Raw genomic sequence first — 20935 nt, 5'->3', positions numbered from 1 at the left:
GCCTCCGCGAACCTCGGCCGGAAAGCCAGGTTTTGCGGACCGCGAAATACGATAGACTCGTCGCCAGTCAATACGCCGCCCCGGGCGTCTTCGTCTGCCATTCAGTCCATCGATGCGCTATTCGGTCGAAATCAGAAAGTTTTTCTACAGCCAGTACTTTTTCGGCGGCCTGCGGATCGCGGTCGGCGTCTCGCTGCCGGCCGTGCTGTGCCTGATCGTGTTTCACAACCGCGAGCTCGGCTTCACGATCTCGACCGGCGCGCTCGGCGCCTGCGTCGTCGACATGCCGGGCCCGCTCAAGTACAAGCACAACGAAATGCTCGCGTGCAGCGTGATCGGCTTTCTGGCCGCGCTCGCGACCGGCCTTGCCACACCGAACATCTTCGTGCTGTGGCTCACCATCGTGCCGCTCACCTTCGTGCTGTCGCTGATCGTCGTCTACGGCAACCGCTGGCCGCAGATCAGCTTCGCGACGCTGTTCATGATGGTGATGACGCTCGAGGAGAAGTTCACGCCGCTGCAGGCGTTCATCAACGCCGGCTGGATTCTCGCGGGCGGCCTCTGGTACACGTACTGGGCCACGCTCGTGTCGCGATGGCAGGCGCGCCGGATCGAGCAGCAGGCGCTGGCCGAGAGCCTGTTCGCCTGCGCCGACTACCTGCTCGCGCGCGCGCAGTTCTACGACCTCGATGCCGATCTCGACGAGTGCTACCGCAATCTCGTCGCCAAGCAGATCACGGCGGTCGAAACCCAGGAAACCGCGCGCGACATCGTGCTGCGCAACCTGCCGAAGCTGCGCCGCGGCAAGCTCGATCCCGGCCGCACGACGATGTACAACCTGTTCATCAACAGCGTCGACCTGCACGAGCTGTTCGTCGGCGCGCACACCGATTACCCGCTGGTGCGCAACACGTTCGGCGGCTCGGACCTGATCATCTTCTATCGCGACCTGATCGGCAAGGCGGCCGCCGATCTCGAGGAGATCGGCCTCGCGGTGCTCGAAAACCGCGCCCCGCATTCGCGGATCAGCGTGAAGGCCGAGCTGCGCGCGATCGAGTACGAGATCGAGCTGATGCGCAAGAAGAACTTCCCGGCCACCAACGCGGAGGCGTATGCGGCCGTGCTCGCCACGTTCCGGCGCATCTGGAGCGCGACGCGCCTGATCGACCGGATGCGCCGCAACCTGTCGGGCCACGCCGATCCGCAGCAAACCGAACTGAAGATCGACAAGGCGCTCACGCGCTTCCTGCAGCGCCGCCGGATGTCGCCGCTCCTGATCTTCTCGAACCTGAACATGCGTTCCCCGAGCTTCCGCCACGCGCTGCGCGTGACGATCGCGGTGGCGGTCGGGTTCTGGCTCGGCCGGCTGCTGCCGCTCACGAACGCGTACTGGATCGTGATGACGACCATCATCATCCTGAAACCCGGCTACTCGCTCACCAAGCAGCGCAACGCGCAGCGGATCATCGGCACGCTGATCGGCTGCGCAGCGAGCATCGCGCTGATCTACACGGTGAAGGAGCCGCACCTGCTGATCGCGATCATGTTCGGGTCGATGGTGATGAGCTACAGCCTGCTGCTGTTCAACTACGCGGCGAGCGTCGTGTTCACGTCGTCGTACGTGCTGCTGATGTTCCACCTGCTCGCGCCGGGCAGCATGCGGATCATCGGCGAGCGCGCGATCGACACCGTGGTCGGCTGCATGATCGCGATCGCCGCGAGCCGGCTGTTCCCGTACTGGGAATACCGTCTGATGGGCAAGCAGGTGGCCGACATGCTCACCGCGACCCGCAAGTATTTCGAGGCCGTGTGGCGGGCCGGGCGCGGCGTGTCGCCGCCGCCCGTGCCGGCCGCCGACGGCGCGGCCGTCGTGCCGGTCGTCGCCGCGGCCATCGAGGCGCCGGCCACGACCCTCGACGACGACTACCGCTACCGCCTCGCGCGCAAGGACGTGCACATCGCGTTCGCGAATCTCGGGCAGGCGTTCCAGCGGATGATGATCGAGCCGAAGGCGCACCAGCGCTTCGTGCCGGAACTGAACGACCTGCTCGTGCAGACCCACGTGCTCGGCGCGCAGATCACGGCGGCCGCGCCGCTGATCCGCACGGCCTGCGCAGCCGACGGCAACATCCTTCACGACGATGCGCTGCACCGCGGCCTCGCCGCCGTGCTCGACAATCTCGAGAAGGCCGAGGCCGGCGAGCCGCCGCCCGCCGATCAGCTCGACGCGTCGAAGCAGATCACGCGCGACCTCGACGCGATGGTCGTGTCCGCGGAGAAATCCGATGCGGTGGGTGCCGAGCTCACGCACGACCTGAAGGTACTCGCACATCAGTGCAAGCAGATGCTCGCGTCGTCGCTGCTGATCCGCAAGGATGCGAGCGTGATCCGCCTGCCCGCCTGACCGCGGCTTTACCCCGCCGGTGGCCGGCCCGCGCATGCCGCGGATCGGCCAGCGGCGCTCCCCGATTCAGCGATCCCCGAAGCATGACCCGAGCGTTCCAGGCGGCCCGCGCCTCCCATGCGCGACCGCCTTGCCCCCTGTTGCGCCCGTCGCGCCAGTCAGGGAATACCCGATTCCGGTCATCCGGCCCGGCTTGTTATCATTCGTTCACATTCAAGTTGTATAGACAACTTGACGCAATCGGACCGGCCCCGCTCGCCCGGTCCGTCGCATAACGATATCGGAGACACGATGAAAAACTTGCAGCGCCACCTGAGCGCGCGGCACATCCGCTTTCTCGCGCTGGGTTCGGCGATCGGCACGGGCCTGTTCTACGGTTCGGCGTCCGCGATCCAGCTCGCGGGCCCGGCCGTGATCCTGGCGTACATCCTGGGCGGCGCGGCCGTCTACATGGTGATGCGCGCGCTCGGCGAGATGGCCGTGCGCGAACCCGTCGCCGGCTCGTTCGGCCACTATGCGACCGAGAACCTCGGCCCGTTTGCCGGCTTCGTCACCGGCTGGACCTACACGCTCGAAATGGTGATCGTCGCGATCGCCGACATCACGGCGTTCGGCATCTACATGGGCTTCTGGTTTCCGGATGTCCCGCAATGGATCTGGGTGCTCGGCGTCGTCGCGATCATCTGCGGGCTGAACCTGTGCCACGTGAAGGTGTTCGGCGAACTCGAGTTCTGGCTGTCGATCATCAAGGTCGGCGCGATCGTCGCGATGATCGGCGGCGGCGTGGCGATCCTGCTGACCGGCATGCACTTCGGCCATTCGGCCGACGTGCCGACGTTCGCGAACCTGTGGAACCATGGCGGCTTCCTGCCGAACGGCGTCGGCGGGTTGATCGCGTCGCTGTCGGTCGTGATCTTCGCGTACGGCGGGATCGAGGTGATCGGGATGAGCGCCGGCGAAGCCAAGGATCCGGAGCGCGTGATTCCGCGCGCGATCAACGCGGTGCCCGCGCGCATCCTGCTGTTCTACGTGCTGACGATGGTCGTGCTGATGTCGATCAGCCCGTGGACGGGTGTCGGCAGCGACGGCAGCCCGTTCGTGCAGATCTTCTCCGCGCTCGGCGTGAAGTCCGCCGCGACGATCCTCAACCTGGTCGTGATCAGCGCGGCGATCTCCGCGATCAACAGCGACATCTTCGGCGCGGGCCGGATGATGTTCGGGATGGCGCGCCAGGGCCAGGCACCGCGCGTGCTGATGACGACCTCGCGGCACGGCGTGCCGTGGGTCACGGTGCTCGTGATGGCGGTCGCGCTGCTCGCCGGCGTGCTGCTCAACTACCTGATGCCGAAGGACGTGTTCCTGATGGTCGCGGCAATCGCGACGTTCGCGACCGTGTGGGTCTGGCTGATGATCCTGCTGTCGCAGGTCGCGATGCGCCGCCGGCTGTCGAGCGCCGAAGTCGCGGCGCTGAAGTTCAAGGTGCCGTTGTGGCCGGTCGCGCCGGCGCTGACGATCGCGTTCATGGGCTTCGTGATCGTGATGCTCGGCTGGTTCGAGGACACGCGTGTCGCGCTGTATGTCGGCGCGGCGTGGCTCGCGCTGCTCGCGGCCGTGTTCTACGCACGGATCCGCCCGAAATTCGCACCTGCGTCACGTTGACGCACGGCTGACCTGCGTACGCGGCGCGCCGGTTCCGGCGCCCGCTTCGTTCCCGGCTCCGCGCGGCATCCGCCGCGCCAACAGCCGGGCACTCGTCCCCTTCACCTCGACGCCACGTGCGCGGCCCGCCGGGCCGCGCATCGGCACGTCAGTGCGACGCGGCGCTCGCGGCCTCGGCCGGATGGGCTTCGTCGTACGCGTGCTTCTGCGAAATCGCGTTGTACAGGATCGTCCCGATCACGAGCAGCACGGCCACGACGATCAGGATGCTCACGTTGCGGACTGGGTTCTTCTTGCGCTGATCGTTCATGGTCGGGGCGACTCCGTCAAATTCATCGAAGCGGGCATTCTACGCGCTTGCGCCCGTCCCGCGACGCCCCGTTTCCGCTCCCCTTTCCCGTCCTCCGCCTGCCCGTCGTTATCTTTCATTTGATAACGGTTCCCATTTCGATCTAGAATCCCGAGTCTTTCATTTTGTAATATTCCGGGTCGATCGAGCGGCAGGCGCGCCCCGGAACGCTCCCTTCGTCCACCTGCCCCTCCGGAGTCTTCATGTCGAATCCGCGCACCCGCCTGCTGCCGCTCGCCGGCGCCCTCGCCCTTGCCGCCGCTGCCTTCGCGCCGCCGGCACACGCGGCCGAGGAAGTCAGCCTGTACACCACTCGCGAACCGAAGCTGATCCAGCCGCTCATCGAAGCGTTCACGAAGCAGAGCGGCGTCAAGGTCAATACGGTGTTCGTGAAGGACGGCCTGCTCGAGCGCGTGAAGGCGGAAGGCGCGCAGTCGCCGGCCGACGTGCTGATGACGGTCGACGTCGGCAACCTGCTCGATCTCGTCGACGGCGGGCTCACGCAGCCGGTGCGCTCGAAGACGCTCGACGAGGCGATTCCCGCGAACCTGCGCGGCACGAACGGCGACTGGTACGCGCTGTCGCTGCGCGATCGCGTGCTGTACGTCGAGAAGGACCTGAAGGTCGATGCGTTCCGCTACGAGGATCTCGCCGATCCGAAATGGAAGGGCAAGGTCTGCATCCGCTCGGGCCAGCATCCGTACAACACGGCGCTCGTCGCGGCGATGATCGCGCACGACGGCGAAGCCGCGACCGAGAAGTGGCTGCGCGGCGTGAAGGCGAACCTCGCGCGCAAGGCGACGGGCGGCGACCGCGACGTCGCACGCGACATCCTCGGCGGCATCTGCGACGTCGGCCTCGCGAATGCTTACTACGTCGGCCACATGAAGAATGCGGAGCCCGGCAGCGACGCACGCAAGTGGGGCGATGCGATCAAGGTCGTGCGGCCGACGTTCGCGAACGCGAAGAGCGGCGGCACGCACGTCAACATCAGCGGCGCGACGGTCGCGAAGCACGCGCCGCACAAGGCCAACGCGGTGAAGCTGCTCGAATACCTCGTGTCGCCGGAAGCGCAGGCGCTGTATGCGCAGGCGAACTACGAATACCCGGTGCGCGCGAACGTGAAACTCGATCCGGTGATCGCCGGCTTCGGCACGCTGAAGATCGACCCGCTGCCGCTGGCGGACATCGCGAAGCATCGCAAGCAGGCGAGCCAGCTCGTCGACAAGGTCGGTTTTGACAACTGACGCAACCACCGCCGGCGCGCGCCGCGTGGCGTGCCGGCCGCGCCTGCTGCCGCGCGCGGGCAGCCTGTGGCTGCTCGCGGCGCTGGCGATCGCCGCGGCGGTCGCGGCGCCGCTCGCGGTGCTCGTGGCCGCCGCGTTCGACGCCGATCTCGCGCACTGGCGGCATCTCGCCGAATTCGTGCTGCCGCAGGCGCTCGTCAATACGCTGCTGCTGCTCGCGGGCGTCGGCACGATCGTGTCGATCGTCGGCACCGGCTGCGCGTGGCTCGTCACCGCATACGACTTTCCCGGCCGCCGCGTGCTCACATGGGCACTGCTGCTGCCGCTCGCGGTGCCCACCTACATCGTCGCGTTCGCGTATCTCGACCTGCTGCACCCGATCGGCCCCGTACAGGGCGCGGTCCGCTGGCTGCTCGGCTTCGACAGCCCGCGCCAGTTCCGCCTGCCCGACCTGCGCTCGCTGCCCGGCGCGATCTTCGTACTCGGCTTCGTGCTGTATCCCTATGTTTACCTGAGCACGCGCGCGATGTTCGTCACGCAGTCCGCGAGCCTGCTCGAAGCCGCGCGCACGCTCGGCGCGGGACGCATCGCCACGTTCTGGCGCGTCGTCGTGCCGCTCGCGCGGCCCGCGATCGCGGTCGGCGTGAGCCTCGCGCTGCTCGAAACGCTGAACGATATCGGCGCATCGGAATTCCTCGGCGTGCAGACGCTGACGGTATCCGTCTACACGACATGGATCACGCGGTCCGATCTTGCCGGCGCCGCACAGATCGCGCTCGCGATGCTCGCGATCGTCGTGGGCATGATCGTGCTCGAACGCTACGGGCGCCGCCGCCAGCGCTATGCGCATGGCCGGCGCATGCGGCCGATCGCGCCGCGCCGCCTGACGGGCACGGCCGCATGGGGCGCCGCCGTGCTCGGCTGGCTGCCCGTGCTGCTCGGCTTCGGCGCGCCGGCCGCGTATCTCGCGGTCGAGACGGCCAAGCGGCTGCATCTCGTCGGCGGCGTGTCCGCGCAACTGATGACGGGGCTCGCGAACACGCTGACGATCGCCACCGCCGCCACCGTCGCGACACTCGCGTGCGGGCTCGTCGTCGCATGGGCCGCGCGCGCGCAACGCGACAGCGCAGGCGCGGGCCCGGCCCGCGTGTGCGCGAGAATCGCGAGCCTCGGTTATGCGGTGCCCGGCACCGTGCTCGCGATCGGCCTGCTGATCGCGTTCGCAGCGGCCGACCGGCTGTTCGGCGCGGCACTCGGCCGCGACGGGCTGCTGCTGATGGGCTCGGCGGCCGCGCTCGTGATCGCCTACACGGTGCGTTTTCTCGCGATCCCGGCCGGCAGCATCGAGGCCGGCCTCGCGCGCATCCCGCCATCGCTGGAACAGGCGGCGCGCTCGCTCGGCGAAACGGCCGGCGGCACGCTGCGCCGCGTGCACCTGCCGCTGCTGCGGCCCGCGCTCACCACGAGCGCACTGCTGGTGTTCGTCGACGCCATGAAGGAATTGCCGGCGACGCTGCTGCTGCGTCCGCTGAACTTCGACACGCTCGCCACCTGGCTGTATGCGGAAGCGGCGCGCGGCACCTACGAGGAAGGCGCGGTCGCCGCCCTCGCGATCGTGCTGGCCGGGCTCGTGCCCGTGATCCTGCTCGCCCGCACCCGCCACAAGATCGGAGCCTGACACCGTGAACCTGCTCGAACTCGATGACCTCTGCCTCGCCTACGACACGCCGCACGGCCGCCGCACGGTGGTCGACGGCCTGAGCCTCGCGCTGCCGCGCGGCGACATCGGCTGCCTGCTCGGTGCGTCGGGCTGCGGCAAGACCACCGTGCTGCGCGCGATCGCCGGCTTCGAACCGGTGCGCATGGGGCGCATCGTGCTGGACGGCGCGCCCGTCGCGGCGCCGTCGCTCGACGTGCCGCCCGAGCGGCGCCGCATCGGCATGATGTTCCAAGATTACGCGCTGTTTCCGCACCTCAGCGCGGCCGACAACGTCGCGTTCGGTTTGCGGCGCATGCCGAAGACCGAACGGCGCATGCGTGTCGCGGAAATGCTCGATCTCGTCGGCCTCGCCGATTCCGGCAGCGCCTATCCGCACGAGTTGTCGGGCGGCCAGCAGCAACGCGTCGCACTCGCCCGTGCACTCGCGCCGTCACCGGAACTGCTGCTGCTCGACGAGCCGTTCTCGAATCTCGACGTCGATACGCGCGAGCGGCTCGCGTTCGAGCTGCGCGACATCCTGAAACGCACGGGCCACACCGCGATCCTCGTCACGCACAACCAGGCGGAAGCCTTCGCGATCGCCGACCGGATCGGCGTGATGAAGGATGGCCGGCTCGCGCAATGGGATACGCCGTACGCACTGCATCACCATCCGGCCAGCCCGTTCGTCGCGGATTTCGTGCGCCGCGACGCACTGGCCGACGAGCGCGCACGCGCACTGGCGCGCGGCCGCTGAACCCGCGGGCGCGCTGCACGCCCGCGCCGTTTCATTGCCGCGCTACGCCGGCTCGGCAAGGTCGCGCACGGGCAGCGCGGTCGAATACTTGATCTGCTCCATCGCGAACGACGAGCTGACGTCGAACAGCGGCACCGTACGAATCAGCTGCTTGTAGACGCGGTCGTAATCGTCGATGCCGGCCACCACGACGCGCAACAGATAGTCGGTCTCGCCGCTCATCCGGTACACTTCGACCACTTCCGGCATGTCGCGCACGGCCTGCGTGAACCGCTGCGCCCATTCCTCGGTGTGCTGGTTCGTCCGGATCGCGACGAACACGGTCGTGCCGACCCCAAGCTTGCGCGGATCGCACAGCGCGACCTGCGCGCGAATCGCGCCGGTTTCCTTGAGCCGCTGCACGCGCTTCCAGCACGGCGTCTGCGACAGGTTCACGCGCTGTGCCAGTTCCGCGATCGGCAGCGTGGCATCCGCCTGCAACAGCTCCAGCAGCTTGCGATCGATGGCGTCCATTTCTCCAGTCCCTCGTAGATAGAAATTTATTCTATTCATCCTGCACAACGGGGAACAATATGAAAACCGCCTCGCCGCGTCGACCGGTATAAATACCGATCCGGTACACGCGCGGGACGGGTGAGTCCGCCGGCACGCGGCACGCTCCAGACGAAACAGGCGATCCCGCCCGTCAAGGTGGAATCGCCTGGCGTTCCTGCACGTCGCGGCCGGCCCGATGCTCACGCGCCGGCCGGCGCGCCGCTCAATACGCAACCGTCGCGATCTCGCGCACGAAGCTGCCTTGCTCGAGCGCATCGACGAACGCGACCGCGTAGTCTTCCGTCGAGATCCTGCTGTTGCCCTGCGCATCCACGATCAGCTTGCCGACGCCCGTGCGGAACGTGCCCGTGCGCTCGCCCGGGGCGATCATCGCGGCCGGCGCGAAGAACGTCCAGTCGAGATCGTCGACCGTCTTCAGGTAGCCGAGCGCATCGCGGTGCGCGAGCGCCTGCGCCTTGTACGCTTCAGGAAAGCCTTCGCTGTCGACCAGTTGCTTGCCCGGCGCGATTTCGAGCGAACCCGCGCCGCCCACCACCACGAGCCGCTTCAGGCCCGCCTGGCGGGTGCCGGCGACCAGCGCTTTCGCGGCCGCGACGACCTTCGCCGCATCGTCCTGCTTCGGGCCGTATGCGCTCGCGACGACGTCATGACCCGGCAGCGCAGCCGCGATGCTGGCCGAGTCGAACAGGTCGGCCGCCTTCGCGGTGATGCCGTCGCCGGCCGCGCCGGGATGGCGCGACAGCGCGGTCACGCGATGGCCGCGTCGCACGGCTTCCGCGGCAATGCGCGAGCCGATCGTGCCGGTGGCGCCGAACAGCGCGATATTCAGGGTACGTTGCGTCATGTCGATTCTCCAGTAAGCAAAATATGTAACAAAGTCAATTACAGATAAGACCGAAAAAAACGGGGCAAAGCCCCCGTTGCGCCGGTCGCCGCGCAAACGCGCCGTCCAGCTTCCTGCCCTGCCGCCGGTTACCCGCCGGCGCGCGCCTCATGTTGCGTGCGCTGCTCCAGATCCAGCACGTCGGCCGTGACGTCGGCCAGCGTGCGCGTAGCAAGCGAGGCTTCCATCGCGCGCTGCGCGTCGCCGATGTAGTCGGTCAGCGCGCCCTGGATGTGCCGCCCGACGAGACACGCGGGATTCGGCGCCTCGCGGTGCAGCGCGAACAGTTGCGCATCGTCGACCGCCCGATATACGTCGAGCAGCGTGATCGCGCCGGGCTCGCGCGCCAGCAGCGCACCGCCGCCCGCGCCCAGCTGCGACGTGGTCAGCCCGGCGGCCGCCAGCATCGACAGCAAGCGGCGGATCAGCGCCGGATTCGTGTTCACGCTGCCCGCGATGATGTCGGACGACAGCGGCACGCCTTCCTGCATCGACAGCAAGGCAAGCACGTGGACGGCAAAAGCGAACCGGCTGCTGGTATTCATTCCTCACTCACTTGACGACGCCGGCCCATCCTGCGGCCGGCGACATGTGTAACCATCATAATTACATTTTGCGGATCATGCAAGCCCGCGTCACTCTCCGCTCGCGGGCTTGGCGCCCGACGCATTCTGCTGGCTCCACTGCTGCAGCTTCTTGCCGGCTTCGGCGATCTTCGCGCCGGCTTCGGAAGCCGCATGCGCGACGACCGCGGAAGCAGCCGCGTCGATCTGCGCCTGCGCGGCGGAGGCGAGGCCGCTCGCGGACAGCGGCGGCACGGCCGACGCCGCGGACGCGATGCCGGCCTTTGCGGCGTTGATCTGCTGGTTGACGGTGCTCGCCACCTGGTCGAGCGCCTTGGCCGCATTGTTCGCGGCATCGGCGGCCGCGCTCGCGGCCGTATCGGGTTGCGTGACCGGCGCACCGGACTTCTCGCAGCCCGCGAGCAACAGCAGCGCACCGGCGGCCACGGCCGCCAGTACGGACCCGGACACGCGACGCGCCCGCGAAGTCTTCATCTTCATCAGCAATCTCCGGCCGCGCGTGGCGCGGCCTCGTGGTTGGACCGACGTCGATGATACCGCCTGTTGAACAGGGCCAATCACGCCCCGCCATTAAAAATGGCTTTCAATTTCGGACTCGTCTGATTCAATCGCACACGCGAGGACTCTAAAGTGGGCACGCTTCAACCCGCTTCGGACGTGCCCCCTTTTTCTCATGGATTTCCTCGTCGACTGGCTCATCGCCCTGGCCGCATTGCTCGCCGCCACCCTGTTCCTGTGTCTGCGCCCGCGGTCGGCGCATCGCCTGGCCGAATCCGGACGCCCGCGCCGCGTCGCAACCGCGCGCCTGCTCGCGCAGGCCGTGATCGGCTTCTGGACCGCCGCGCTGATCGTCGCGCAAGGCATCCTCGGCCCCGACGGCGACGGCCAGTCGCTCGCGGGCTTCGCGGCGCTCGCGTTCGCCGCGCTCGGGCTGACAACCGTTGCCGCCTACTGGTCGGCGTGCGCGCTGCGGCTGCGCCGGCCGCCCCAGCTGTTCACGCGCCACTAACGCGCCGGTTGGTGCGCCCGCCACGCACCATCGCGCACCACGCCGCACCAACTGGCTCGTCACGCGCACCAGTTCCGTACGCGCCGCACCACACACGTGCAACAGGCATCGAGCTCGGCCCGCGCCGGCTACGCCCTCTTCCCGTGCACGATCCATCGGAATGCCTCACCACGCGGCGCACGGGCACCAACTCCATGCGGCGGCTCACCAAGTTGGCTCGATATTTGCATTCCTTGCCCGTTTTTTGCGCAAGGAAGCCACGGCATGGATGGTCTGAAATCCGGCGTCGACTCACTGTTCCTGTTGATCGGCGCCGTCATGGTGCTCGCGATGCACGCGGGCTTTGCATTTCTCGAACTCGGCACGGTCCGCAAGAAGAACCAGGTCAACGCGCTCGTGAAGATCCTGGTCGACTTCTCGGTGTCGACGCTCGCGTATTTCTTCATCGGCTACACGATCGCGTACGGCGTCGAGTTCTTCGACGACATCGGCACGCTGTCCCAGCACAACGGCTACGCGCTCGTGCGCTTCTTCTTCCTGCTGACCTTCGCGGCGGCGATTCCCGCGATCGTGTCCGGCGGCATCGCCGAGCGCGCGAAGTTCAATCCGCAGCTCGTCGCGACGCTGATCATCGTCGGCTTCATCTATCCGTTCTTCGAAGGGATCGCGTGGAACGAACGCTTCGGCGTGCAGGCCTGGCTCGCGCACGCGTTCGGCGCGCCGTTCCACGATTTCGCAGGCTCCGTCGTCGTGCACGCGTTCGGCGGCTGGGTCGCGCTGCCGGCCGTACTGCTGCTCGGCGCGCGCCACGGCCGTTACGCGAAGGACGGCCGGATCGCCGCGCACCCGCCGTCAAACATCCCGTTCCTCGCGCTCGGTGCGTGGGTGCTCGCGGTCGGCTGGTTCGGCTTCAACGTGATGAGCGCGCAGACGCTCGACAAGATCAGCGGCCTCGTCGCCGTGAACTCGCTGATGGCGATGGTCGGCGGCACGCTCGCCGCGTGGATGGCCGGCCGCAACGACCCGGGCTTCACGTACAACGGGCCGCTCGCGGGCCTCGTCGCGGTATGCGCCGGCTCCGACGTGATGCACCCGATCGGCGCACTCGTCACGGGCGCGGCCGCCGGCGCACTGTTCGTCGCGATGTTCACCTGCGTGCAGAACAAGTGGCGCATCGACGACGTGCTCGGCGTGTGGCCGCTGCACGGCATGTGCGGCGCGCTTGGCGGCCTCGCGGCCGGCGTGTTCGGCCTGCCCGCGCTCGGCGGCCTCGGCGGCGTGTCGTTCATGTCGCAGCTCGTCGGCACGCTCGGCGGCATCGCCATCGCGACCGTGGGCGGCACGCTCGTGTACGGTGCGCTGAAGGCGACCGTCGGGCTGCGCCTCGACCGCGAAGCCGAGTTCGACGGCGCGGACCTGTCGATCCACCGCATCTCGGCGACGCCCGAGCGCGATTGAGCCCCTGACGAACGCCCGGCCCGCCATTACGTTTTCAATTCAAAAAACTTTCATCGAGCGTCCTTACACTTCCGTCCAGTTTTCAATTTGCCTTCGCGACGCTTGCCGAGCGCCTGCTTCGCGAAGGCCATTCTTCCAACAACTGAAACTGGACTCCACATGCCCGCGTTGCCCAATGCTTCCCGTCGTCAGGCCCTGAAGATCCTCGCCGGCGCGCCGATGCTTCCCCTTTCCGGCCTCGCGCTGCCGGCCCTGCTGACGGGTTGCGGCGGCGACGACAATCCGGCGTCGACGCCGGCCCCGGTCGCCGCCGCGTACACGTCGGCGACGTTCTCCGCGATGGCCGCCCCGACGCTCGACAACGCGGCCGCGATGGCCACGACGACGGTCGGCTCGACGCTGTCGGTGTCGTTCTCGGACGGCTCGGCGCGCAACTTCAAGCTGGCGTACCGGCCGTTCTTCGTGACGGGCGACATGGTGCCGGACGGCAAGGGCGGCACGACGCTCGCGGGCGGCTACTACGACATCAACAACCAGCCGATCATCGACCACTCGGTTGCCGGCAAGGAGCGCCAGTTCTATTCCGACTGCCCGGACGGCAGCTCGCTGCTGACGCTGAAGAACGCGAACGTGCCCGGCGTGAAAGGCAACACGGTGTTCGCCGTCGTGCAGTTCGAATACACGACGCGCGACCAGGCGAGCGCATCGCAGTACGGCCAGCTGCCGTCGCCGATCGCGGTGCTGACGCTCGACCAGGATCCGGCCAACGGCGCGCTGAAGGTCGTCAAGTACCACAACGTCGACACGTCGAAGGCACACGGCCTGTGGATCACGTGCGGCGCGAGCCTGTCGCCGTGGGGCACGCACCTGTCGAGCGAGGAGTACGAGCCGGACGCGACCAAGGCCGCGACCGACGCGCAGTTCAAGGCGTTCAGCAGGAACACGTTCGGCGACGAGACGAAGGCGAACCCCTACCACTACGGCCACCTGCCCGAGATCACCGTGAATCCCGACGGCACGGGCACCGTGAAGAAGCACTATTGCCTCGGCCGCATCTCGCACGAGCTGATCCAGGTGATGCCGGACCAGCGCACCGTGATGATGGGTGACGACGCCACCAACGGCGGCCTGTTCATGTTCGTCGCCGACAAGGCCGCCGACCTGTCGGCCGGCACGCTGTACGTCGCGAAGTGGACGCAGACCTCGTCGGCCGGCGCCGGCACCGCGACGCTCACGTGGATCAGGATCGGCCACGCGACGAGCGGCGAAATCGAAGCGCTCGCGAACACGTTGAAGGCGTCGGACATCATGGACCTGGTGACCACCGACCCGAACGATGCGAGCTACACGAAGATCCACTTCGGCGGCAAGTTCAACTGGATGCGCGTGAAGCCGGGGATGGAAAAGGCGGCCGCGTTCCTCGAGACGCACCGCTATGCGGCGCTGCTCGGCGGCAGCATGGGCTTCACGAAGCTCGAAGGCACGACCGTGAACGCGAAGGACAAGATCGTCTACACGGCGATGTCGCGGATCGAGACGTCGATGGTCAAGGGCAATGCGGCGTCGCGCGACGTCGCGGTCGACAAGAAGATCGCCGCGGGCGCCGTCTATGCGCTGAACCTGAAGGGCAGCCAGCGCGACACGACGGGCAGCGCGATCGACAGCGAATGGGTGCCGGTCGACATGGGCGCGCCGGCCGCGCTCGTCGGCGAGGATCTCGCCGCGGCCGACGGGCTCGGCAACCTCGCGAACCCGGACAAGATCGCGAACCCGGACAACCTGAAGTTCTCCGAAAAACTGCGCACGCTCTTCATCGGCGAAGACTCGGGCATGCACGTGAACAACTTCCTGTGGGCGTACAACGTCGACACGAAGTCGCTGGTGCGCGTGCTGTCGTGCCCGGCCGGCGCGGAATCGACGGGCCTGCACGCGGTCGACGAGATCAACGGCTGGACGTACATCATGAGCAACTTCCAGCACGCGGGAGACTGGGAATCACCGCTGCACGACAAGGTCAAGCCGACGCTCGACCCGCTCGTGCGCGCGAACTTCAAGGACCGCTTCGGCGCGAGCGTCGGCTACCTGACGGCCGAGCAGACCAGCATCAAGCTCGCGAAGGCCTGACCGGGCCGCGCGAGGAGGCGCCACCGCCGGCCGGGGTGTCCCTGACCGGGCGTCCCTAACCGGGCGCCCCTTTCTTCATCACCGATCATTCGTCGGCGCTCCACGCCGTTTGATGCGCGATGCCCAGTGCGGGCATCGCGCTTTTTTTTTGCGCGTGCGAATCGCGTCAGGCGCACGCGCGAGCAGGCGCCGCGCGGGTGTAAACGGGGGGTTTCGACGATCGGGGGATAATACGGGCCTGACGCGTCCGGGCGGGCGAGCAGAAAAACGGGCAAAAAAAAGCGCCACGGAGACCGTGGCGCTAAAAAAGTTCTAGCCATTCCGAGGGCCGTGCTAGAACCTGAGAGACTGCGCGAAACATCGTTGCCGGTTAAACTCTTGAAACGATGTTTCGAAAACGTGAGACATTCTTTCCGTTTCCGCCCGACAAGTCAAGCGGTATTTGCACCGGTTCATGCACTTTCTGGCAACGCTCATTTGAGCGTTTTCCTAATAAACCAAGGGTGAACCCGTAAAATCTCATCCAATGACCGGTTCACCCGCGGAACATGCATCCTTTGACAATAGTCCTACAATACCAACAAAATTGAAATCGAGTTTCGGAAATAGAGAGAATCCCTCGTGTCGACCACTGTAACCCCTCCCGCGTCGCGGGACCGTGAATCCTCGCCCGACGAAATCACCGCCCTCGCCCGCGGCCTCGCCGTCCTGCGTCGCATCGCGGCTGCCGACGCGCCCGTCAGCAACCGCGAGCTGACCGAACTGACCGGCATCCCGAAGCCGACCGTCTCGCGCATCACCGCGACGCTCGTCAGCGCCGGCTTCCTGTTCCAGTTGCCCGACAGCGAGCGCTTCGTGCTCACCGCGTCGGTGCTCGAACTCAGCCACGGCTTCCTGCGCAACTTCGACATCCGCGCGCGTTCGCGGCCGTTCATGATCGAGCTGGCCGAACGCACGTCTCTGTCCGTGCACCTCGCGGTGCGCGACCGGCTCGACATGGTCGCGATCGACGTGATCCGGCCGCGCTCGGCCGTGCTCGTCACGCGTCTCGAGATCGGCTCGCGGATGGACATCGCACGCACCGCGGTAGGCCGCGCGTATCTCGCCGCACTCGAGGACGACGAACGCCGCCTGCTGCTCGAGTCGCTGCGCACCACGGCCGGCGACGACTGGCCGCACGTGTCCGCGCGCCTGACCCCCGCACTGGACGACGCAATGCGCGACGGGTGCGCGATCGCGATCGGCGAATGGCGCGAGGGCCTGAATGCGGTGGCGGCCGGTTTCGTCGGCCCGTCGGGCCAGCGCTATTCGGTGAATTGCGGCGGCGCGTCGCACCAGTGCCCGCCCGAATGGCTGCACGAACACGTGGTGCCCGCGCTGCACGAATGCATCGCGAAAATCACCCGCGAGATCGGCGGCGCACCGGCCCGGCGGCACGCCGTGTAATCGATTCGTCATCGTCCAATTGCGTTCTGTAACGACCGTAACCCGTTGAAAGATAGTCCACTGGACTGTAACGGGGACGGGACGTAGGATCATGCCCATCGTCGCGCCGCCTTCGCGGTGCGCACCGCTCTTTTCCCGCGCAGGCCGGCGGGGCCCCGGACCGAGCCGGGCGCCCCGTCCCGGCACCGCCCGCCCACGCGCAGCCCAGCAGTCCGATTTCCGGCACGCCGCGCCGTCTTCCTGACAGAACACGATGGATAACGAACAAAAGCCCACGCCTCCTTCGAACGACCCCGCGTCTCCCGCCGCACGGCGCCCGCGCCGCACGCTGATGGCCGGGGCGCTCGCGGTCGTCGTCATCGGCGGCCTGCTGTGGTGGCACCCGTGGAACCGCACGCCGGCGGCCGGCAGTGCCGCGACGGGCGCGGGTGCAAGCGCCGCCGGTGGCGGCGGCCACCGCGGCCGAGGCGGCCCCGCCGCGATGGCGAACATTCCGCAGCCCGTGCAGGTCGCGACCGCGACGCAGGGCGAAATGCCGATCGTGCTGTCCGCGCTCGGCACCGTCACGCCGCTCGCGAACGTGACGGTCAAGACGCAGCTGTCGGGCTACCTGCAATCGGTTTCGTTCCAGGAAGGCCAGATCGTCAGGAAAGGCGACGTGCTCGCGCAGATCGACCCGCGCCCGTACCAGGTGTCGCTCGAGAACGCCGAAGGCACGCACGCGCGCGACTCGGCGCTGCTCGCGACGGCCCGCCTCGACCTGAAGCGCTACCAGACGCTGCTGTCGCAGGATTCGATCGCGTCGCAGACGGTCGATACGCAGGCTTCACTCGTCAAGCAATACGAAGGCGCGGTGAAGACCGACCAGGCCGCGATCGATTCCGCGAAGCTGAACCTCACGTATGCGCGCATCACCGCGCCGGTGTCGGGCCGCGTCGGCCTGCGCCAGGTCGACCCCGGCAACTACGTGACGCCGGGCGATGCCAACGGCATCGTCGTGATCACGCAGTTGCAGCCGATGAGCGTGATCTTCACGACGTCGGAAGACAACCTGCCGCAGATCCTCAAGCAGGTGAACGCGGGCCAGAAGCTGTCGGTCACCGCGTACAACCGCAACAACACGGTGCCGCTCGAGACGGGCTCGCTCGCGACGCTCGACAACCAGATCGACACGAGCACGGGCACGGTCAAGCTGCGCGCGAACTTCGATAACAAGGAAGGCATGCTGTTCCCGAATCAGTTCGTGAACACGCGGCTGCTCGTCGACGTGATGCGCAACGCGACGATCGTGCCGACCTCCGCCGTGCTGACCGGCTCGATCGGCCAGTTCGTCTACGTCGTGAAACCCGACAACACGGTGACGGTGCGCAAGGTCACGGTCGGGCCGGTCGACGGCGAACGCACGAGCATCGTCAGCGGCGTGTCGCTCGGCGAGCGCGTGGTGACCGACGGCTCCGACCGCCTGCGCGAAGGCGCGAAGATCTCGATCCCGGCCGACAAGCCGAAAGGCGCGTCGGGCGCGCGCGGCGCCGGTGCGGCGTCGGGTGCATCGGGCGCCGACGGCCATCGCGGCGGACACCGGCACGGCGCGTCGCAGGCAGCGGCCCCCGCGGCCCAGTAACGCGCGGGCCGCTCGATGAATCCATCCCGCCTTTTCATTCTCCGGCCGGTCGGCACCGCCCTCCTGATGGCGGCGATCATGCTGGCCGGTCTCGTGGCGCTGCGCTTCCTGCCGCTCGCCGCGCTGCCGGAAGTCGACTATCCGACGATCCAGGTCCAGACCTTCTACCCGGGCGCGAGCCCGGAAGTGATGACCTCGTCGGTCACCGCGCCGCTCGAACGGCAGTTCGGGCAGATGCCGTCGCTGAACCAGATGTCGTCGCAAAGTTCGGCCGGCTCGTCCGTGATCACGCTGCAGTTCTCGCTCGACCTGCCGCTCGACATCGCCGAACAGGAAGTGCAGGCCGCGATCAACGCGGCCGGCAACCTGCTGCCGTCCGACCTCCCTGCCCCGCCGATCTATGCGAAGGTCAACCCGGCCGACGCGCCGGTGATCACGCTCGCGGTCACGTCGAAGACGCTGCCGCTCACGCAGGTGCAGGACCTCGCCGACACGCGCCTCGCGATGAAGATCTCGCAGATCGCGGGCGTCGGCCTCGTCAGCCTGTCGGGCGGCAACCGCCCGGCCGTGCGGATCCAGGCGAACCCGACCGCGCTCGCGCAGTACGGGATGAACCTCGACGACCTGCGCACGACGATCTCGAACCTGAACGTGAACACGCCGAAGGGCAACTTCGACGGCCCGACGCGCGCGTACACGATCAACGCGAACGACCAGCTCACGAGCGCCGATCAATACAACAGCGCGGTCGTCGCGTACAAGGGCGGCCGCCCCGTGATGCTCACCGACGTCGCGACGGTCGTCGCCGGCTCGGAGAACACCAAGCTCGGCGCGTGGGTGAATTCGGAGCCCGCGATCATCCTGAACGTGCAGCGCCAACCGGGTGCGAACGTGATCCAGACGGTCGACGCGATCAAGGCGCAGTTGCCGAAGCTGCAGGAAACGCTGCCGGCCGCGCTCGACGTGCAGATCGTCACCGACCGTACGACGATGATCCGCGCCGCCGTGCGCGACGTGCAGTTCGAACTGCTGGTCGCGGTCGGGCTCGTCGTGCTCGTGATGTACCTGTTCCTCGCGAACATCTACGCGACGATCATCCCGAGCCTGTCGGTGCCGCTGTCGCTGATCGGCACGCTCGCGGTGATGTACATGGCCGGCTTCTCGCTGAACAACCTGTCGCTGATGGCGCTCACCATCGCGACCGGCTTCGTCGTCGACGACGCGATCGTGATGATCGAGAACATCGCGCGCTACGTCGAGGAAGGCGAATCCGGGCTCGAGGCCGCGCTGAAGGGCTCGAAGCAGATCGGCTTCACGATCATCTCGCTGACGGTGTCGCTGATCGCGGTGCTGATCCCGCTGCTGTTCATGGGCGACGTGGTCGGGCGCCTCTTCCATGAATTCGCGATCACGCTCGCGGTGACGATCGTGATCTCGGCGATCGTGTCGCTCACGCTCGTGCCGATGATGTGCGCGAAGCTGCTGCGCCATTCGCCGCCGCCCGAGAGCCATCGCTTCGAGGCGCGCGTGCACCACGCGATCGACTGGGTGATCGCGCGCTACGCGGTCGCGCTCGAATGGGTGCTGAACCGCCAGCGCTCGACGCTCGTCGTCGCGCTGCTGACGCTCGCGCTGACGGGCCTGCTGTACGTCTACGTGCCGAAGGGCTTCTTCCCCGCGCAGGACACCGGTGTGATCCAGGCGATCACGCAGGCGCCGCAGTCGATCTCGTACGGCGCGATGGCCGAGCGCCAGCAGGCGCTCGCGGCCGAGATCCTGAAGGATCCGAACGTCGTGAGCCTCACGTCGTTCATCGGCGTCGACGGGAGCAACATCACGCTGAACAGCGGCCGGATGCTGATCAACCTGAAGGCACGCGACGAGCGTTCCGAAACGGCCGCGCAGATCATCCGCGACCTGCAGCACCGCGTGGCGAACATCACCGGGATCTCGCTCTTCATGCAGTCGGTGCAGGATCTGACGATCGACTCGACCGTCAGCCCGACGCAGTACCAGTTCATGCTGACGAGCCCGAACTCGGAAGAGTTCGCGACCTGGGTGCCGAAGCTCGTCGCGCGTCTGCAGCAGGAGCCGTCGCTCGCCGACGTCGCGACCGACCTGCAGAGCAACGGCCAGTCCGTCTACATCGAGATCGACCGCGCGAGCGCCGCGCGCTTCGGCATCACGCCGGCGACCGTCGACAACGCGCTGTACGACGCGTTCGGCCAGCGCATCGTGTCGACGATCTTCACGCAGTCGAACCAGTACCGCGTGATTCTCGAGTCCGAGCCGAAGGAGCAGCACTACGCGCAATCGCTGAACGACATCTACCTGCCGTCGGCGGGCGGCGGCCAGGTGCCGCTGTCGTCGATCGCGTCGTTCCACGAACGGCCGTCGCCGCTCCTGGTCGCGCACCTGTCGCAGTTCCCGTCGACCACCGTCTCGTTCAACCTCGCGGCGGGCGCGTCGCTCGGCGAGGCGGTCAAGGCGATCGAGGCCGCCGAGAAGGACATCGGGCTGCCCGCGTCGTTCCAGACGCGCTTCCAGGGCGCGGCGCTCGCGTTCCAGGCATCGCTGTCGAACCAGCTGTTCCTGATCCTCGCGGCGGTCGTCACGATGTACATCGTGCTCGGCGTGCTGTACGAGAGCTACATCCACCCGATCACGATCCTGTCGACGCTGCCGTCGGCCGGCGTCGGCGCGTTGCTTGCGCTGATGATCACCGGGCACGACCTCGACATCATCGGGATCATCGGCATCGTGCTGCTGATCGGTATCGTGAAGAAGAACGCGATCATGATGATCGACTTCGCGCTCGAGGCCGAGCGCGTCGAAGGCAAGCCGCCGCGCGAGGCGATCTACCAGGCGTGCCTGCTGCGCTTCCGGCCGATCCTGATGACGACGCTCGCCGCGCTGCTCGGCGCGGTGCCGCTGATCGTCGGCGCCGGCGCGGGCTCCGAGCTGCGCCAGCCGCTCGGGGTCGCGATCGCCGGCGGCCTGATCGTGTCGCAGGTGCTGACGCTGTTCACGACGCCCGTGATCTACCTCGGCTTCGACTCGCTCGCGCGCCGCGTGCGCGGCTGGTTCGAGCGCCACGGCCCGCAAGCCGGCACGCGCACGGATGCGTAAATGAAACGACC

16 protein-coding genes are annotated in these 20935 nt (G+C 67.5%); 11 read left to right on the top strand and 5 right to left on the bottom strand.

Translation table 11 applies throughout. From position 1 onward, the window contains the following. The first annotated feature begins 112 nt into the window (after positions 1-112). Positions 113-2404 carry an FUSC family membrane protein gene (locus tag E9536_RS13210; RefSeq protein WP_059695506.1) on the top strand — a complete coding sequence of 764 codons (2292 nt, stop codon included), beginning with the start codon at positions 113-115 and terminating at the stop codon, positions 2402-2404. Positions 2405-2695: 291 nt separating this feature from the next. Further along, positions 2696-4063 (top strand): amino acid permease, encoded by a 1368-nt coding sequence (locus E9536_RS13205; protein ID WP_048024431.1) that lies wholly within the window; start codon positions 2696-2698, stop codon positions 4061-4063. Positions 4064-4211: 148 nt separating this feature from the next. On the opposite strand, the gene E9536_RS13200 is transcribed toward E9536_RS13205, so the two are convergent. Beyond that, positions 4212-4373: a hypothetical protein gene (locus tag E9536_RS13200; RefSeq protein WP_006476417.1), complete on the bottom strand. Its 162-nt coding sequence runs from the start codon at positions 4371-4373 to the stop codon at positions 4212-4214. 242 nt (positions 4374-4615) lie between these two features. Here E9536_RS13200 and E9536_RS13195 point away from each other — a divergent pair, with 242 nt between their 5' ends. Genes E9536_RS13195 through E9536_RS13185 form a run of 3 tightly spaced genes read left to right on the top strand, consistent with a single transcriptional unit; the run spans position 4616 to position 8115 of the window. Further along, positions 4616-5659 (top strand): Fe(3+) ABC transporter substrate-binding protein, encoded by a 1044-nt coding sequence (locus tag E9536_RS13195; protein WP_136469952.1) that lies wholly within the window; start codon positions 4616-4618, stop codon positions 5657-5659. 43 nt (positions 5660-5702) lie between these two features. Then, the gene (locus tag E9536_RS13190; protein WP_247873440.1) at positions 5703-7337 is read left to right on the top strand and encodes an iron ABC transporter permease; all 1635 of its coding nucleotides are present in this window, start codon (positions 5703-5705) and stop codon (positions 7335-7337) included. A 4-nt stretch (positions 7338-7341) separates the two neighbouring features. Continuing rightward, entirely contained in the window at positions 7342-8115 is a 774-nt protein-coding gene (locus E9536_RS13185; RefSeq protein ID WP_059527441.1) for an ABC transporter ATP-binding protein, read from the top strand. Positions 8116-8157: 42 nt separating this feature from the next. Here E9536_RS13185 and E9536_RS13180 read toward each other — a convergent pair whose 3' ends face one another. The 4 genes from E9536_RS13180 to E9536_RS13165 all read right to left on the bottom strand — a co-directional run bounded on the left by E9536_RS13180 (position 8158) and on the right by E9536_RS13165 (position 10617). Beyond that, on the bottom strand, positions 8158-8628 hold the full coding sequence (locus tag E9536_RS13180; protein ID WP_006484401.1) for an Lrp/AsnC family transcriptional regulator: 471 nt from the start codon (positions 8626-8628) through the stop codon (positions 8158-8160). Between the two features lie 244 nt (positions 8629-8872). Next, positions 8873-9514 (bottom strand): NAD(P)H-binding protein, encoded by a 642-nt coding sequence (locus tag E9536_RS13175; RefSeq protein WP_136469950.1) that lies wholly within the window; start codon positions 9512-9514, stop codon positions 8873-8875. 128 nt (positions 9515-9642) lie between these two features. Then, the gene (locus tag E9536_RS13170) at positions 9643-10098 is read right to left on the bottom strand and encodes an Rrf2 family transcriptional regulator (protein ID WP_027787952.1); all 456 of its coding nucleotides are present in this window, start codon (positions 10096-10098) and stop codon (positions 9643-9645) included. A gap of 90 nt (positions 10099-10188) precedes the next feature. Continuing rightward, the gene (locus E9536_RS13165) at positions 10189-10617 is read right to left on the bottom strand and encodes a hypothetical protein (RefSeq protein ID WP_136469949.1); all 429 of its coding nucleotides are present in this window, start codon (positions 10615-10617) and stop codon (positions 10189-10191) included. Positions 10618-10810: 193 nt separating this feature from the next. Here E9536_RS13165 and E9536_RS13160 point away from each other — a divergent pair, with 193 nt between their 5' ends. The 6 genes from E9536_RS13160 to E9536_RS13135 all read left to right on the top strand — a co-directional run bounded on the left by E9536_RS13160 (position 10811) and on the right by E9536_RS13135 (position 20924). Continuing rightward, on the top strand, positions 10811-11146 hold the full coding sequence (locus E9536_RS13160) for a hypothetical protein (RefSeq protein WP_059695496.1): 336 nt from the start codon (positions 10811-10813) through the stop codon (positions 11144-11146). Between the two features lie 264 nt (positions 11147-11410). Beyond that, positions 11411-12604, top strand: coding sequence for an ammonium transporter (locus E9536_RS13155; protein ID WP_027787954.1), 1194 nt, complete (start codon positions 11411-11413; stop codon positions 12602-12604). Between the two features lie 159 nt (positions 12605-12763). After that, a complete protein-coding gene (locus E9536_RS13150; protein WP_136469948.1) occupies positions 12764-14728 on the top strand; it encodes an alkaline phosphatase PhoX in 1965 nt (654 codons plus the stop codon). A 621-nt stretch (positions 14729-15349) separates the two neighbouring features. Beyond that, complete coding sequence (locus E9536_RS13145; protein ID WP_057056455.1) at positions 15350-16174, top strand: IclR family transcriptional regulator; 825 nt, start codon at positions 15350-15352, stop codon at positions 16172-16174. A gap of 253 nt (positions 16175-16427) precedes the next feature. Further along, on the top strand, positions 16428-17795 hold the full coding sequence (locus E9536_RS13140; protein ID WP_060086503.1) for an MdtA/MuxA family multidrug efflux RND transporter periplasmic adaptor subunit: 1368 nt from the start codon (positions 16428-16430) through the stop codon (positions 17793-17795). A gap of 15 nt (positions 17796-17810) precedes the next feature. Next, on the top strand, positions 17811-20924 hold the full coding sequence (locus E9536_RS13135; protein WP_060173773.1) for an MdtB/MuxB family multidrug efflux RND transporter permease subunit: 3114 nt from the start codon (positions 17811-17813) through the stop codon (positions 20922-20924). Positions 20925-20935 lie beyond the last annotated feature (11 nt).

The sequence above is a fragment of the Burkholderia sp. LS-044 genome (assembly GCF_004803625.1).
In the GTDB taxonomy this organism is placed as follows: Bacteria; Pseudomonadota; Gammaproteobacteria; order Burkholderiales; family Burkholderiaceae; genus Burkholderia; species Burkholderia cepacia.
Note: the sequence above shows the minus strand (reverse complement) of the source record. Positions and strands in the feature narration are given on the sequence as shown.